At 58.5% G+C, this 15,558-nt stretch carries 12 protein-coding genes and 2 pseudogenes; 10 read left to right on the forward strand and 4 right to left on the reverse strand.

Annotation, left to right across the window (positions count from 1 at the left end; all coding sequences use genetic code 11):
- Positions 1-107: 107 nt before the first annotated feature.
- The 5 genes from SLT36_RS25895 to SLT36_RS25915 all read left to right on the forward strand — a co-directional run bounded on the left by SLT36_RS25895 (position 108) and on the right by SLT36_RS25915 (position 5,275).
- Complete coding sequence (locus SLT36_RS25895) at positions 108-1,757, forward strand: ABC transporter substrate-binding protein (protein ID WP_432288490.1); 1,650 nt, start codon at positions 108-110, stop codon at positions 1,755-1,757.
- A 362-nt stretch (positions 1,758-2,119) separates the two neighbouring features.
- On the forward strand, positions 2,120-2,992 hold the full coding sequence (locus SLT36_RS25900) for an ABC transporter permease (RefSeq protein ID WP_432284927.1): 873 nt from the start codon (positions 2,120-2,122) through the stop codon (positions 2,990-2,992).
- 27 nt (positions 2,993-3,019) lie between these two features.
- A complete protein-coding gene (locus SLT36_RS25905) occupies positions 3,020-3,691 on the forward strand; it encodes a glycine betaine ABC transporter substrate-binding protein (RefSeq protein WP_432284928.1) in 672 nt (223 codons plus the stop codon).
- Complete coding sequence (locus tag SLT36_RS25910) at positions 3,595-3,993, forward strand: glycine betaine ABC transporter substrate-binding protein (protein WP_432288492.1); 399 nt, start codon at positions 3,595-3,597, stop codon at positions 3,991-3,993. The genes SLT36_RS25905 and SLT36_RS25910 overlap by 97 nt, the downstream gene beginning before the upstream one ends.
- Before the next feature lie 88 nt (positions 3,994-4,081).
- Positions 4,082-5,275, forward strand: coding sequence for a quaternary amine ABC transporter ATP-binding protein (locus tag SLT36_RS25915; RefSeq protein WP_432284929.1), 1,194 nt, complete (start codon positions 4,082-4,084; stop codon positions 5,273-5,275).
- A 215-nt stretch (positions 5,276-5,490) separates the two neighbouring features.
- On the opposite strand, the gene SLT36_RS25920 is transcribed toward SLT36_RS25915, so the two are convergent.
- The 4 genes from SLT36_RS25920 to SLT36_RS25935 all read right to left on the reverse strand — a co-directional run bounded on the left by SLT36_RS25920 (position 5,491) and on the right by SLT36_RS25935 (position 11,099).
- Entirely contained in the window at positions 5,491-7,953 is a 2,463-nt protein-coding gene (locus SLT36_RS25920) for a GcvT family protein (RefSeq protein WP_432284930.1), read from the reverse strand.
- Between the two features lie 364 nt (positions 7,954-8,317).
- Positions 8,318-8,932 carry a short chain dehydrogenase gene (locus SLT36_RS25925; protein ID WP_432284931.1) on the reverse strand — a complete coding sequence of 205 codons (615 nt, stop codon included), beginning with the start codon at positions 8,930-8,932 and terminating at the stop codon, positions 8,318-8,320.
- A gap of 24 nt (positions 8,933-8,956) precedes the next feature.
- Positions 8,957-9,838, reverse strand: a complete 882-nt coding sequence (locus tag SLT36_RS25930) for a dihydrodipicolinate synthase family protein (protein WP_432284932.1) — start codon at positions 9,836-9,838, stop codon at positions 8,957-8,959.
- Positions 9,839-9,854: 16 nt separating this feature from the next.
- Positions 9,855-11,099 carry an NAD(P)/FAD-dependent oxidoreductase gene (locus SLT36_RS25935; RefSeq protein WP_432288494.1) on the reverse strand — a complete coding sequence of 415 codons (1,245 nt, stop codon included), beginning with the start codon at positions 11,097-11,099 and terminating at the stop codon, positions 9,855-9,857.
- A 246-nt stretch (positions 11,100-11,345) separates the two neighbouring features.
- Between SLT36_RS25935 and SLT36_RS25940 the strand changes: the two genes are divergently transcribed.
- The 5 genes and pseudogenes from SLT36_RS25940 to SLT36_RS25960 all read left to right on the forward strand — a co-directional run.
- Positions 11,346-12,254 (forward strand): LysR substrate-binding domain-containing protein, encoded by a 909-nt coding sequence (locus tag SLT36_RS25940; RefSeq protein WP_432284933.1) that lies wholly within the window; start codon positions 11,346-11,348, stop codon positions 12,252-12,254.
- Between the two features lie 409 nt (positions 12,255-12,663).
- A complete protein-coding gene (locus tag SLT36_RS25945) occupies positions 12,664-13,356 on the forward strand; it encodes a corrinoid protein (RefSeq protein WP_432284934.1) in 693 nt (230 codons plus the stop codon).
- A gap of 82 nt (positions 13,357-13,438) precedes the next feature.
- Positions 13,439-14,470, forward strand: a complete 1,032-nt coding sequence (locus SLT36_RS25950; RefSeq protein WP_432284935.1) for a GlxA family transcriptional regulator — start codon at positions 13,439-13,441, stop codon at positions 14,468-14,470.
- 312 nt (positions 14,471-14,782) lie between these two features.
- Positions 14,783-14,960 (forward strand): annotated as a pseudogene (locus SLT36_RS25955) (IS481 family transposase); the annotation flags it as partial.
- A gap of 57 nt (positions 14,961-15,017) precedes the next feature.
- Positions 15,018-15,134 (forward strand): annotated as a pseudogene (locus SLT36_RS25960) (IS481 family transposase); the annotation flags it as partial.
- Between the last annotated feature and the right edge of the window lie 424 nt (positions 15,135-15,558).

Below are 15,558 nucleotides of genomic sequence, written 5' to 3' on the forward strand. Positions count from 1 at the left end.
GATGCGTTTGTCGCCAAACGCCAGGAGGAAATTTCGCCAAGCCTTGCCTAGGCGCCTCCACCAGGCGCCCTGACGAATGGACCGGGAACAAAATAGGAAGAAGAAATATGGGGTTTTTTAGAAGCAATGGCGATCGCGTTCCGGCTTCCATCGAAAAAATGGCGAGCGAGGTCAAAGCAGGCACGATGGACCGGCGTGAGTTCCTTGCGTTTGCGAGTACATTCGGCGCCTCGGCTGCGATGGCCTATAGCCTGATCGGCGTAGCATTGCCCCAATCCGTGCGCGCCGCTGAACCGAAGAAGGGCGGAATTCTACGCGTTTCAATGCCCGTCAAGGCGCAGAAAGACCCGCGTACCTATGACTGGGTGGAACTTGCCAACATTTCTCGTGGCTGGCTGGAGCCGCTTGTCCGTTACACACATGAGTTCACGTTCGAGCCTGTTCTGCTGGAAAGCTGGGAGATCAATGCGGACGCGACGGAGTATGTCTTCCACGTCCGGAAGGGCGTCACCTGGAACAACGGCGATACATTCAACGCCGATGACGTAATCTTCAATATCACCCGGTGGTGCGAGAAGGGCGTCTCGGGCAACTCGATGGCGGCTCGTGTCGGGGGTCTTATCGATGCCAAGAACGGCAAGGCGAGAGATGGAGCGATCGTCAAGGTCGATGACCATACCGTCAAACTCGAGTTAAGCGAGCCCGACATCGCCATCATCGCGAATTTCACCGACTATCCCGGGCTGATCGTCCACCCCAGTTTCGATGCCGGCGGCGCCGACCCAGTCACTAAACCGATCGGGACGGGTGCATTCGAACTGGCATCCTACTCGGTCGGCAGCAAGGCTGAAGTCAAACGCCGGCAGGATGGCAAGTGGTGGGGCGGCGAAGCTCTGCTGGATGGCGTGCAATTCATCGACTATGGGACCGACTTCCAGGCAACGGTGGCTGCCTTCGACTCCGGTGAGATCGACGTCAATATGGAGACGCCGGCAGACTTCATCGACATCCTGGACAAGATGGACGTGTTCAAATCGGAAGTCGCCACCGCAACGACGCTGGTGTGCCGCACCAACACCGCCCACAAACCATATGACGACAAGAAGGTCCGAAACGCGCTGCAGATGGCGGTCGATAACAACACTGTCCTTCAACTCGGCTATGCAGGGCGGGGAACGGTCGGCGAAAACCATCACGTCTGCCCAATTCATCCGGAATATTATGCTCTGCCAAAAAAGAGCCGGGACGTAGAGGGCGCGAGGAAACTCATTGCTGAATCCGGAAATGCCGACTTCGAGCACGAGCTGATTTCGATCGACGAAGACTGGCAGAAGAACACCGGTGACGCCATTGCGGCGCAGCTTCGAGAGGCCGGCATCAAGGTCAAGCGCACGGTGCTTCCGGGTTCGACTTTCTGGAACGACTGGTCAAAGTATCCCTATTCGTTGACCGTTTGGTACATGCGGCCGCTCGGGGTTCAGGTCCTAGCGCTGGCCTATCGCACTGGCGAGGCTTGGAATGAGACCGCTTACGCAAACCCGGACTTCGATGCCAAGCTCAAAAAGGCCTTCTCCGTGAGTGACGCTGCCAAGCGCAAAGAGTTTATGAAGGACATCGAGGACGTGTTGCAGGACTCCGGAGTGATCATCCAGCCGTTCTGGCAAAGCCTCTTCGGTCACATGAACAAAAAGGTCCAGAACTACGCAATTCACCCGACGTTTCAAATGGATCTGCAGAACGTCTGGCTCGCCGCCTGAAGGCTCAGTCGTGTGAACGCCGACTGGAGGGCAGGCCTTGGCCCGGAGCGTGGTGTTCCAGATGGGTGTGGTCGGGTCAGAAGGGGGAGTCTGGACGATGGCAACATAAAGCAGCAGAAGTGCGCATCTGTCGGTAACGGTGGCACCCTGATCAGGAATAGAAGAGTAGCTCTACCTGAGGGCCTTGCGGAATCCGGAGCACTTATTGCCCACAACTAACTTTAGCGCGACGCCGCGATGTTCCCCAGGACCCTGTTGGCGTAGCAAGTTTTCGGACGAGAAAGCTTCTGGAGAACAGCAACATGGGTAAGTGCGGAATACTAGATCCTTTTGAGTGCGGGGTAATTCCTCTCGCTGATTGGATGACTATCGGACTGCGCTGGCTTGTTGATCACTACAGGCCTTTGTTTCAATCGGTCAAGGCGCCCTTCGACCTGCTGCTGCAGTGGTTCGGCATAGCGCTTCATTCGGTCCCGCCGGTGGTGATGATCATCGTTGCGGGCCTGGCGGCTTGGCAGTTCGGCGGACGGAAAGTCGCCGGGGTTATCGTCGGCGCTCTCATCTTTATGGGTCTCATCGGCGTCTGGCAGGACGCTATGACGACGCTTTCAATTGTGCTGACTTCGCTCGTCGTCGCGGTAATGCTTGGCATTCCGCTCGGCATCTGGGCGGCGCGGAGCGAGCGAGTATTCGTGGTCATGCGTCCGATTCTTGACGGGATGCAGACCATTCCAGCCTTCGTCTACCTGGTTCCCATTGTGATGCTCTTCGGTATCGGTAACGTGCCGGGCGTGATCGTAACGGTAATTTTTGCGGTTGCGCCGCTGATCCGCCTTACGAACCTGGGCATACGGCAGGTACCTCAAGAGGTGATCGAAGCCATGCGCGCCTTCGGCGCTACCGAGCGTCAGCTTCTGTGGAAGGCTCAGCTGCCGCTTGCGCTACCCACCATCATGGCCGGCATCAACCAGACGCTGATGATGTCGCTGTCGATGGTAGTCATCGGTTCGATGATCGCTGTTGGAGGACTGGGCCAGACGGTGCTGCGCGGCATTGGCCGTCTTGATGTGGGCTTGGCGACAGTTGGAGGCCTGGGCATCGTCGCGCTGGCCATCGTGCTGGATCGCTTCACGCATTCGCTGTCGACACAGAAGCGCAGGCCGGGCGAGCTCTGGCGTCAAGGTCCGGTGGGACTCCTCAGGGCCGTGACCTTAACAACTAGTCACAGAAGCTGAGCAATTTGCTCATACAGGGAGGAAACGATGAAGATAAAATGTGTGGTGCTGGCCATAGCCGTGATGGCTGGCTATGCGGCGCCGGCAATGGCAGATCAGGTCAAGCCAGCCTGGAGCGGAGCGACAGAAGAGCTGTTCCAGACATTTGTCGTGGATGAGGGCCTCAAGGAACTCGGCTATGACGTGGCTGAACTGACCCAGGTTCAAGTTCAGCTGGCGCATACCGCTGTGGCCAATGGCGATCTCACTTTCTATCCAGTACACTGGGTCCCGCTCCACGACACTTTCTCGAAAGCATCAGGCGGCGACGAAAAGCTGATGAGCGTCGGCACCCTAATCAAGAACAGCCTGCAGGGCTATCTGATCGATAAAAAAACGGCCGACGCCACTGGCATCAAGTATCTTGAGGACCTCAAGGATCCCGAGAAGGCCAAGCTCTTCGACATCGACGGGAATGGAAAGGCAGATCTCTATGGTTGCGAACCGGGGTGGGGCTGCGAACGCGTGATCGAGCATCAACTCGACGCCTATGGCCTGCGTGATACCGTCGAGGAAAAGCAAGGCGGCTCTATTTTGCCATCATTCCTGACGCGATCGAACGCATCAAGGCTGGCAAGCCGACTCTATACTATACTTGGACGCCGCTGTGGGTCTCTGCCATTCTCCGCCCCGGCAAGGAAGTTGTCTGGCTCAACGTGAAGAACACCTCTCTTCCTGATGGGGAGACCGGCAACACAGTTGTTGAGGGACTCGGGAATCTCGGCTTCCCCGTGAACGACCAGAAGATCATCGCCAACACGACTTGGCTGAAAGCCAACCCGAAAGCCAAGAAATTCTTTGAGCTCGTGCAGATCCCGATTGCGGACGTCAACGCGGAAAATCAAAAGGTTGCCGATGGTGAAAAGAGCAACGAGCAGATCATGAAACACGCCACCGATTGGATCGCCGCTCACCACGTTGATTGGGAAAAGTGGATCGCTGAAGCCAAGGCTGCCAAGTGAGGCTCTGAGGTTTAGAATCGGCCGGCGGCATCCGCCGGCCGATTACGGTCTGAAGATAGGCACAACAATACTATCGAGAGTTCCGCACATGACTGTACCCGCCATCGTCTGCTCCGGCTTGTGGAAGATTTTCGGGACGCGCAAAGGGGAAGCCCTCGCGGCGGCGCGCGATCGCGGATTCAGCAAGAGGCAAGTCCTTGAAGAATTCGATTGCGTTCTGGGTGTGGCCGATGTGTCCTTCTCGGTCGAGCCTGGCGAGATCTTTTGCATCATGGGTCTGTCCGGCTCAGGCAAATCCACGCTTGTCCGCCATCTCAATCGGCTAATCGAACCCACCGCTGGCGAGGTTCGGATCGGCGGAAATGCCATCAACAAACTTTCGCCGTCTGAACTCCGGGCTCTTCGCTCTGAGACGGTCGGCATGGTGTTCCAGCACATGGCGCTGCTGCCGCACCGCACCGTCTACGACAATGTTTCCCTCAGTCTCGAACTCCGAGGCAAATCACGCCAGGAGTGCCGCCGCGTAGCGGAAGAAAACCTAAAGCTCGTTGACTTGAGCGGTTGGGGCGATCGTTACCCGGACGAGCTCTCGGGCGGGATGAAGCAGCGGGTGGGGCTTGCCCGTGCCATGGCGGCAAACCCGCAGATCCTGTTACTGGACGAGCCGTTCTCAGCGCTCGACCCGTTGATCCGCCGCCAACTCCAACAGCAGTTCCTAGACCTCGCGAAGGTCGTCCAGAAAACAACGGTGTTTATCACACACGACCTCGACGAAGCCATTCGCCTGGGCGATCGTATTGCGATCATGAAGGATGGGAAGTTCGTTCAAGTGGGAACGCCGGAAGACATCGTAACCGCACCCAAGGACCGCTATGTCGCTGATTTCGTGTCAGGCATTTCGCTGCTCAATCTTGTCACTGCCAGGAAGATCATGCAGCCGCGGGACAGCATAGCGACGCTTTCTGAAAAGAGATTCCAGGCGCTTCCCCGCGTGCAAACTATTGACAAGCTCTCCGTTGTGGTCAGCACCGCTGCGGATGGCGGCGATCTGATCGCAGTCTACGACGGCGGGGAGCCGGCTGGCGTCGTCACCCGGCGCGCCCTGTTTTTAGGAATTCAAGGCATGATATCCAGCCCCGATGCCATGAGTGGTGTAAATTTGGGAAAAGTTTACCAGTACGGGGGCGGCTCTGCCCCCTCAATCCGTCCAGAAAGGCCTGGAAGATCAATCGATATTGACACAGCTGCGCTCACTGCTCACAGCGCCGAAGGCAAGAAATGAGCGAACCGGCCTTGTCCCGGGCTTAGTAGAAGTGCTCGCGCAGTGCCCCGGCGCCCTGCATGCTGAACGATCTGAAAACCCCACTCACCTTGCCTGTGGTCTATTGGAGGGACGACTACTGAGGACGTCTTCCCACGAAGCTGCATCCCTAGCGAAGACGCTTTGCGCCGCTATAGACCTATTCCTGACCTATTCCTATGGGTGTTTCCGATAACTTAGGCCCGCACCCGTTCCGCTTTCGGATCATACATCGGCTTCAGCGATGCTTCCGCGGCAAAACGCTCGCCTGCGATTTCCACCTGATAGGACGACGCCAAGACCTCCGCCTCGCTCTCGCCCTTGCAGGGCACATAGCCGAGGCCGATCGCGCCGCCGAGATGGTGGCCGTAATTGCCCGAGGTGATCGGGCCGACGATCTTGCCGTCGCGCAGGATCGCCTCGTTGTGGAAGAGCAAGGGCTGCGGGTCTTTCAGCCGGAACTGGACCAGCCGGCGTGACAGGCCGGCTTCCTTCTTCTTCAGCACCGCATCGCGGCCGATGAACTCGCCTTTTGCTGTCTTGACTGCGAAGCCAAGGCCGGCCTCCAGCACATTGTCTTCGTCGGTGATGTCATGGCCGAAATGTCGGAAGGCTTTTTCGATGCGGCAGGAATCCAGCGTATGCAGGCCGCAGAGTTTCAGGCCGACATCCGCACCGGCTTCGTCGATGGCCTCGAAGACATGGGCGGCCTGGTCGGTCGAGACATAAAGCTCCCAGCCGAGTTCGCCGACATAGGTGACGCGGTGGGCGCGGGCGAGGCCCATGCCGATCTCGATCTCCTGGAAGGTGCCGAACGGATTGTTCTCGTTGGAGAAATCATTGGGGCTGACTTTCTGGATCAGCTTTCGTGCATCCGGACCCATGAGGCAGAGCACGCTTTCGGCTGCCGTCACGTCGGTGACGACGACGAATTCCTCGCCGACATGCCGGCGCAGCCATGCCAGGTCGCGCTGCAGCGTCGCGCCCGGAACGATGAGAAAGTAAGCCGTCTCCGACAGCCGCGACACGGTGAGATCGCTCTCGATGCCGCCGCGCTGGTTGAGCATCTGAGTGTAGACGATCTTGCCCGGCGCCACGTCCATGTCGTTGGCGCACAGCTTTTGCAGGAAAGCGCAGGCGTCGCGGCCCTCGACGCGGATCTTGCCGAACGAGGTCATGTCGAACAGGCCGACCTTGTTGCGGACGGCGAGGTGTTCCTCGCGCTGGTTGTCGAACCAGTTCTGCCGCTTCCAGGAATAGCGGTATTCGCGCTCCTGTCCTTCGCGGGCGAACCAGTTGGCGCGCTCCCAGCCGGCGACCTCGCCGAACACCGCGCCGCGCGCCTTCAGATGTTCGTGCAGCGGCGAGCGCCTGATATTCCGCGACGTTGCCATCTGCCGGTAGGGGAAGTGGTCGGCATAGAGCAGGCCGAGCGTTTCGGAGACACGCTCCTTGAGATAGCGGCGGTTCTTCTGGAAGGGCTGGGCGCGGCGGATGTCGACTTCCCAGAGGTCGAAGGGCGCCTCGCCATCATTGATCCATTGCGCCAGCGCCATGCCGGCGCCGCCGGAGGAGACGATGCCGATCGAGTTATAGCCGGTCGCCATCCAGTAGCCGGACAGTTCCGGCGCCTCGCCGAGATAGTAGCGGTCGTCGGGGGTGAAACTTTCGGGGCCGTTGAAGAAGGTATGGATGCCAGCTGTCGCCAGCATCGGCATGCGGTTGACGCCCATTTCGAGGATAGGTTCGAAATGCTCCATGTCCTCGGGCAGCTGGTCGAAGCAGAAGTCCTCGCGGATGCCGTCCATGCCCCACGGCTTTGCCACCGGCTCGAAGGCGCCGAGCATCATCTTGCCGGCATCTTCCTTGTAGTAGGCGCATTCATCGGGAACGCGCAGCACCGGCAAGCGGCCGAGGCCAGGGATCGGCTCGGTGACGAGATAGAAATGCTCGCAGGCGTGCAGCGGGATATTGACGCCGTTTTGCCCACCAAGCTCGCGTGCCCACATGCCGGCGCAGTTGACGACGATGTCGGTCTCGATGGTGCCTTGCTCCGCGCCTTGCGCCCAGGACACGCCCGAGACGCGGCCATTCTTCGTGTGGACCTTGGTGACCTTCACATTCTCGACGACGGTGGCGCCGCGCTGGCGTGCACCCTTGGCCAGCGCCATGGCGATGTTGGCCGGGTCGCACTGGCCGTCGAGCGGCAGATGCACGGCACCGACGACGTCGGACACGTTGAGATGCGGATACATCCCTTTGACTTCGTTCGGCGAAATCTCGCGCACGTCGACATCGAAAGCGCGGGCGAGCGACGCCTGCCGGTAGATCTCGTGCTTGCGCTCCTCGGTCAGCGCCACGGTGATCGAGCCGACCTGGCGCATGCCGGTGCCGACTTCCGTCTCGGCTTCCAGCTTGACGTAAAGGTCAGCCGAATATTTTGCCAGCCGCGTCATGTTCTGCGAGCCGCGCAGCTGGCCGATCAGGCCGGCGGCGTGCCAGGTCGTGCCCGAGGTCAGCTGCTTGCGTTCGAGCAGCACAATGTCGGTCCAGCCGAGCTTGGCCAGGTGATAGGCGACCGAACAGCCGGAAACGCCGCCGCCGATGATTACCGCCCTTGCTTTGGCAGGGATGGCCTTGGTAGGGATGGTCCTGGTCATTGGGCCTCGCGGCGATAGCTGGAGGCAAAACGGTGCAGCCGAGCCGCGGCTTCTTGAAGGATCGGCTCCGACTGGCAGAGGCTGATGCGGATATGGCCTTCTGCCACGCGAGTGAAGTGGCGCCCTGCGTCACATTCACTTGTCGCCTGCGACGACGATAGTGCGACTTGATGGGCAGTTTGCAGGGCGACCCACTGCCTATTCATGGAGCGACATCCACAAGTTGATGTCCCCTCCGCAGAGCGATGCGCAGGGTTATCACTTCGAAATTGGGGCGCTTTACCAGCGAGTTCCCACCTACTTCCGATGCAGAGTTGGCTGTGCATGCCTGTCCTCCGTTAGCGCGACGTCATTGCTGGTCAGATTAGGCGTCTCTGATCCAACCCATGCGATAAACTCGACCCGTTTGACCGCCCTCTACGCTCTTGACGTAGCCGAGCGCCACCTCGCTCGCCGGCACCCCCGCGGTGCCAGGAAAGAAGTCGCCGTAGAGGTGAACCGATTCCTGGACGAGAGTCGGACTGACCAGATTGATCCGCAGCCCCCGCCCAAGCTCGATCGCCGCGCAACGTACAAAACCGTCTAACGCGCCGTTGACCAAGGCGGACGAGCTTCCCTGCCGGATCGGGTCTTCATTGGTCAGACCGGACGTCAAGGTAAATGATCCTCTATCGCGGATACGCTTGAGACCCCTCGCTACGAGATTGACCTGCCCCATCAACTTACTGCGCAGCCCGATTTCGAACTGTTCATTGGTGAATTGGTTCAGGGGGGCGTAGTGCACGGCCCCCGCTGTGCAGATCAACGCGTCAAATGCACCAAGCTTGTCGAATAATTGGTCGATAGAGTTCGGCTCGGCGATGTCGACTTTGAACGAGCCGCTGGTTCGCCCGATTCCTATAATGTCGTGCCGCTTGCCAAGTTCGGCCGCCACGGCCGACCCGACAATCCCAGTCGAACCAACCAGTGCAATTCGCATAGAGACTCTCCTAGAATCCGACGCCTAGGAGGCGACCTCAAACAGCGGGGCAAGTGCGGCGCGAAGCGCCATTTCCTGCTCCGCCGAGAGTTTTGCCAGCGGCTTGCGGACATTGCCGGTTCCGAAGCCGCGCAGTTGCGCGGCTCTTAGAACAGAAGGCGTATAGGGTGCCCGCCAGATGAAAAGCAACGAGGGCAGCATGCGCTGCCAAAGTGCCAGCGCCCTCTCCAGATCCTTCGCTGCCACAAGGTTGTACAGTTCGACAGCCTCGCGAGGCATGTAGTTTGCTGCGCCCCAGATAACACCGCGCGCGCCAGCCATCAGTGCATAAAGGGTTGTGGTATCACAGCCATTTAGCACCATGCCTCTCGTCTGCAGATACTCCTGATGCACGGTGAAGTCGCCAGCACTATCCTTGATGTAGTTGAAATTCTTAAGACTGCTAAGTCGGTCAAAAAGGCGTGGCGAGACCGCGATGCCGGTTGCCTGCGGGATGTTGTAACCGACAATATCCACGCCGACCGCCGCGTCGAGTTCCTTGTAGAAATTGAAAATGCCATCATCGTCTGACGGGCCTTCTAGATAGGGCGGCAAAATCATCAGCGCGTCCGCGCCAACGGATTCAGCTTGCCGTGAGCGCCGGATGACTTCGTCCATGTTGAGAGCCGAGGTCTGGCAGATAACATTGCAGCGGCCTGCGATGCGCTTCGCCCCCAGCTCGTAGAGCTGGTTGCATTCGGATTCCGTCAGGTAAGGGTGCTGGCCCGTCCCGGCCCCAAGAACCAGGCCGTGAACTCCGGCCGATACGTATTTTTCGATCAACTCCTCCAAGAGGCCGTAATCGATTGCACCGTTAGGTTCGAACGGTGTCTGCATTGCAAGATTGATGCCCTTCAAGTCCGCCATTGCCATTCCTCTTTCGTTAGACTTCGGCGCCCGCTTGCCTGAAACGGAGTGCTGTCATGAAGCGGACGCCCATTGATGTGACAAGTCTCGGATATGTCCTGCTCGGAGCGGCCCGCCTCTTCAGGATTTCGATCACAGCCGAAGATTGCCCCGTGGCCAATTCGGCGACGGCCTTGCCAAAGGCAGCGCCTCGCGCGACGCCGGTTCCATTGCAGAAGGCGGCACCATATACGTCCTGCGCCAACTCGCCGAATACCATACCGCCATTTTGCGCGAGCGTGAGCAGACCACCCCAGCTGGCCTCAAAGCCGATTGAAGAAAGTCCGGGCCATCGGCGGTCGAATGCTACCTGCTGCTGGGTCCGCGCCCTCAGGACGTCTTGTTTCGTTGTCTTGAAATTCGTCGCATACGAGTAAACGTTTCTAAGGAAAAGACGATTGTCGACCGTGCGTCGTACCGTGGTCCCAAAGCTGTCGGCCGGAATAAGCCCATACGCTCGCTTGTTGCCCACTTTGGAAAGCTCGTTCTCCGTGAGCTGTCTGGTCATGCTGGCGAAGGTGTAGAGCGGTATGGCTCGATTTTCGAAGAAGCCAAACCTCGTCAGGTAACCCGATGCGCAGATGATTACCTTCGAAGCCCTGATTGTTCCGCCAGTCGTCTCGCAGATGTGCTTCGGCGCGCCGAACTGGACCGCCACAATGGGGGTGTTTTCATGGATGGTAACGTTCGCAGGGAGGCTTTTTACCGCGTTCTTGAGATATTTCGCAGGCTGGACCAGAATAGTTCCAGGGTGATGCAATGCTTTGATGTAGTGTTTGCTGCCGGTAATCGCCTGAATTTCGGGGGTTTCAACCCAACTGTAGTTTTGTCCAAGCTTATCGAGCGCCTCCGAAAAGCGGTGCAGGTCCCGGACGCCGTGAGATGTGGCCGCGCTGTGGTATTTCCCCTGCGGGTCCCAATCGCAGTCTACCCCATTCTCCTCCACTGCGCTTCGAATGTAGGCTATTCCCTCGAGGTTGACGAACAGCTCTTCTTTGTTCCCCTTGATGTCTTCGACGAAGTCGCGTTTTCGGGGATTGTGCGCGAGATCGATGACGAAGCCCATGCACCGTCCGGATGCATTGTCCCCAATGCGGCCGGCGTCAACCAGGATTACGGAAGACTGGGGGTTGAGCTCGGCAAATCGGCGGGCCGCGTGAAGCCCCATCCAGCCGCCGCCAATGACTAGGCAGTCGCATGCGACATCGCCTTGTTGCGGCACCAAGGGCAGCTCCGGTCCCGACGTGCGGTACCACCCGGAGACTGTTAGCTCCGGATGTGGTGCCTGGACGACAACACGCTGTCTTGTCTTGGTTTGATTCAAAAAGTTCACTGCCAACTCGCTCGGTGGAAGCGGCCGGTGACGTGGTCGTGCGCACAGCTCGCTTTAGCTTGTTCCAGCTTCGAATAGACCATGCGCTGTCGGTCTCGTAGACGGAAAATATAGCATCTGATATAGACCTGCTTCATGTCCAAGCTTCGCAATCTTGTCCCCTCGACGCATTCGCTTTTCGTCTTCGAAGCGGCGGCCCGCACGCTGAGCTTCAAGAACGCGGCCAGCGAACTCAACGTGACGCAACCGAGCGTCTCGCATTCGATTAAAATGTTCGAAAAGCATTGCGGGACCGCACTCTTTGTCCGAGATAATCGAGGAGTGCAGCTGACAGAACCCGGCAGGCAGCTCTACGATGAGGTGCGCACCAGCTTCCGCCGCCTGGAACAGCGGCTTGAGACCATCTCCGATCGCGGAACGAAGTACATAACTTTCGCGGCGTCGACATCCCTGGCGGCACATTGGCTCGCGCCCCAACTCTATCATTTTCAGGAAGAGCATCCGGACGTCCGGATCAAGGTGGTCGCCACCGACCGGGATGTGGAGCCAGATCATGAGATCGACGTCACGGTGTGGGTGCGGCCGCGGGATTTTGACAGGGTCAATAGCTGGTTCGTTTGCGACGAGATCATCTTTCCCGTCTGCTCACCCGCCTATCTTTTGTCGCACCCCGCTCCACAAGCCGTCGAAGATCTGATCCATCATCAGTTGATTCATTCGTCCGATGCTTTTCGCAAGCGACTGGACTGGCCCGAGTGGGTCGAGCTGGCAGGCGGCGATGCCGGCGACATCAAACCCAATATCGTGTTCAATGACTACCAGCTAACGCTTCAAGCTGCTCTGGCTGGTGAGGGAATAGCACTGGGATGGTCCCTCACCGCCCAGCAGTTGCTCAACAACCGCCTTCTGGTCAGGCCATTTCCAGCCCAAATCCAGACCGACAGGGCCTTCTTTCTGTTGGCGAGCGAGGATGCCAGCAAGAACAAGAGGTGCAAGGTTCTGGTTGACTGGTTTCTCGCCCAGTCTGAAGAACTCCGCCCGTGACCTGAATTGTCCCTCACCCTGGCCTATCCGCCTCGCGAGCTTGCGCAGGAGCGATCTGGACATAAACTGAGTTTAAGACCAGCGAAAGCTTTTGCGCATTCTCAGGACAATTGCCGGCGCCTATCATCAGCGCGATGTTAAGTCAGGCTCGCCTTGTCATACGGCGGAGCCACGGGTGTTTTGGATGCGGTATACCAGCTTATTCCGCTGCAGGGGGACGCGATGATGGACACTGATACGCCCGCAATCCGGCGACGCGGAGGCCGATCTTCCGGTTTCCAAATTCATCTGCGGGAATTCTGGCTGGCAGTCTGAAATCAACTCCCAAGGCTTCGAACCGGAAGCCTGGTCGGTGCCCCATCGAGATGGGGCACCGACCTCCTCTGAATTGAGCACCAGGTGTACCAACATGGCTGACGAAGAGATCATCCTTTCCGAGCTGTCCGACGAGGAACTCGTGCAGCAGATGCATGACGACCTCTATGACGGGCTGAAGGAAGAAATTGAGGCAGGCACTAACATTCTTCTGGACCGTGGGTGGCAGCCCTACACGGTGCTGACCGAGGCGCTGGTCGAAGGCATGCGCATCGTCGGCGAGGATTTCCGCGATGGCATCCTATTCGTTCCCGAAGTGCTGCTGTCGGCCAACGCCATGAAGGCCGGCATGTTCATCCTACGACCGCTGCTTATCGCCACCGGTGCGCCAAAGCAGGGCAAAATGGTCATCGGCACGGTCAAAGGCGACATCCACGACATCGGCAAGAACCTCGTCGGCATGATGATGGAAGGCGCCGGCTTCGACGTCATCGACCTCGGCATCAACAATGCGGTCGAGAAGTATATGGCGGCGATTGAGGAGCATAAGCCTGACATTGTCGGCATGTCGGCACTGCTTACCACCACCATGCCCTACATGAAGGTGGTCATCGACACGATGAAGGAAAAGGGCATCCGCGACGACTATGTCGTGCTGGTCGGCGGCGCGCCGCTCAATGAGGAATTCGGCAAAGCCGTCGGCGCCGATGCCTATTGCCGCGACGCAGCCGTGGCTGTCGAGACCGCCAAGGATTTCATGAAGCGCAAGCATAACACCTGCAGTTGAAGGCTGCGGTGCCGATGCGTGAGAAAGCTGGCGTCGTTTGCGGCCGCTCGATGTTGATCACCATCAACCAGGGTATGACTTTATGAATGCGCCATTTTCAACGGGTGACCATTCGCGGATCCTGGGATGGAGCCCCAGCCGGCAGGTGATTGACACCCAGGACGTATACCGACTGGTTATCCTGGCGCTTCCCGGATTTTCGCTACTCAGCCTTTCTTCATTTGTAGATCCCCTTCGCATCGCGAATTCTGTGTCCGGCCGATCCTTCTTCGAGTGGACGATTGCAAGCCTGGATGGCCAGCCTGTTGAATGCGCCAGCGGATTCGTCTTGTCGGTCGGCAGCGACTTTGCCAGCACCGGAGAATGCGTTCAGGCCGGCAAAGGGACTAACATGGTTATTGTCTGTGCAGGCGAACGGGTCGAAAGGCAGACGTCTGCTGCGCTCAGCAAGATTCTTCGGCTTTGCAAGCGGCGCGGTGTTCCGATCGCAGCGTTGGGTACGGCGACATGGCTGTTGGCGGACAGCGGATTGCTGGACGGCACCGCATGCACAATCCATTGGGACAAGAGAGCTGCCCTCTCTGAAAAATTTGGCCGCCTTCAGGTCACCGACCGACTATTCGTTCGTGATACTCACCTCCTCACTTGCGCAGGAGAATTTGCGTCATTCGACCTCGTTATGGAGTTGATCAGCGAACGCCTCGGCAGAGACACTGCGTTGACCGTCTGCCGACACACGACTGCCGGGTATTGGCGGCCTGCCTCTGATAGACAATGGACCATTAATGCCGGTGAAGCTGGCATCTGCAAGCCGGTGGCCGAAGTGATTCGCATTATGGAGGAGCATATTGAGGACCCGCTGCCCTTACGCGACATTGCAAAATGTGTCGGCCGCTCACAGCGTCAGATTGAACGGCTTTTCCAGCGATCGGTTTCGTTGTCTCCCATGCGCTTTTACCTGCATTTGAGACTTAACCGCGCCAAGCGTCTCATTGCACAAACAGAGTTGCCGATTATTGAGATCGCGATCGCCTGCGGTTTCGTGTCGGCCTCGCATTTCTCGAAGTGCTTCCGCGAAGCCTTCGGCGCCAATCCCAGTACCTGTCGGGGCTGACCTATATTCGTCGACGACTCCCCCTTGGGACCCGGCAAGATACCCGTGGCATCCAATTGGGCAAGCACCTCGGCAGCCTGGCTTTCGCACTCAGCACTCGGACCATGACACCGGCGGAGTTGGAAGTGAAAGCAATCTGGAAAACCCCATCAGAACGTCGCCTAAAACAATCTCCAAGCGGTCCGGGTGAAATCTCAAAGTGTCCGCTGATTGAATAGACTTAGGTGTAGGCGCTTGGTCGTCAACGAGGGTGGCAGCGCCGGCGCCACGTCCTATCTTCGAGTTCTAAGCGTCGCAAGAAAGCACCTGTCCCTTGCCGCCCGCTACGGCTTGAACGCGAAGACAGTGGTCAAGTGTAACCGAACTACGACGGCCGATGCTCGGATGGGACCCGAGGCGCCCAATAGCACCGGTCCTGACGTATACCGAGGAAGAAATCGCGGTGGCGTTCGGGCTGGAGACGCTGCTGCCGCTGGATGACGTACTGGGCTGCCCGAGAGACACCATCCAACCTTAGCGTAGCGCCTGCATCACTGACTCCATCGCCATGGCAATAGCCGACCTGCCCCAAAACCGCGATGGCCCCATGCGACGCCTCCTTCGGCCGCATATCTTCGACCGCATCTGTATCGCCAATGTCATCGAGCACTGGGCCGATCAACCCATACCAGTTCAGTTCGGGCCCACACACGCATGCAGGTCACTCGGATTGTTGAGATCAAAGCTCCTCCGGTGCGTGTCACCCCGTGACAGTGGAAGACCGCGCGTGCCGACTCTAAAGGCCCACCGCATCGGTAGCACGCTACGGACCTAGCAGAGATGAGTGCCGAGGGAATGGACAGGCGAGTGTTTCCGGCACGCCAGCTATCGATCCAAACCAAAGGATGCGGTGGAGCGCATGTGATTCCTTTCGGTAAGGAGGTAAGGATCGTGATCATCTCGAATTTGCTTCGGGACTGGGCGGCCATCTATCCGTGACGCGCAGACGATGCTGGATCTCCAGAGCCTGGAAACAAGAGCTGATAGCAGAGGGGCGCGCGGGATTTGCCGGTTTCGCGGCGGCGATGCTGTACGCGGGGCGTCGTCCC

The sequence above is a fragment of the Aminobacter sp. BA135 genome (genome assembly GCF_050859125.1).
GTDB lineage: Bacteria > Pseudomonadota > Alphaproteobacteria > Rhizobiales > Rhizobiaceae > Aminobacter > Aminobacter ciceronei.

Coding starts and splice junctions, on each gene's coding strand:
- SLT36_RS25930 (WP_432284932.1), bottom strand. CDS start 9,838: ATGGCGGACTTGAAGGGCATCAATCTTGCAATGCAGACACCGTTCGAA.
- SLT36_RS25925 (WP_432284931.1), bottom strand. CDS start 8,932: ATGCGAATTGCACTGGTTGGTTCGACTGGGATTGTCGGGTCGGCCGTG.
- SLT36_RS25920 (WP_432284930.1), bottom strand. CDS start 7,953: ATGACCAGGACCATCCCTACCAAGGCCATCCCTGCCAAAGCAAGGGCG.
- SLT36_RS25905 (WP_432284928.1), top strand. CDS start 3,020: ATGAAGATAAAATGTGTGGTGCTGGCCATAGCCGTGATGGCTGGCTAT.
- SLT36_RS25895 (WP_432288490.1), top strand. CDS start 108: ATGGGGTTTTTTAGAAGCAATGGCGATCGCGTTCCGGCTTCCATCGAA.
- SLT36_RS25940 (WP_432284933.1), top strand. CDS start 11,346: ATGTCCAAGCTTCGCAATCTTGTCCCCTCGACGCATTCGCTTTTCGTC.
- SLT36_RS25950 (WP_432284935.1), top strand. CDS start 13,439: ATGAATGCGCCATTTTCAACGGGTGACCATTCGCGGATCCTGGGATGG.
- SLT36_RS25900 (WP_432284927.1), top strand. CDS start 2,120: ATGACTATCGGACTGCGCTGGCTTGTTGATCACTACAGGCCTTTGTTT.
- SLT36_RS25915 (WP_432284929.1), top strand. CDS start 4,082: ATGACTGTACCCGCCATCGTCTGCTCCGGCTTGTGGAAGATTTTCGGG.
- SLT36_RS25945 (WP_432284934.1), top strand. CDS start 12,664: ATGGCTGACGAAGAGATCATCCTTTCCGAGCTGTCCGACGAGGAACTC.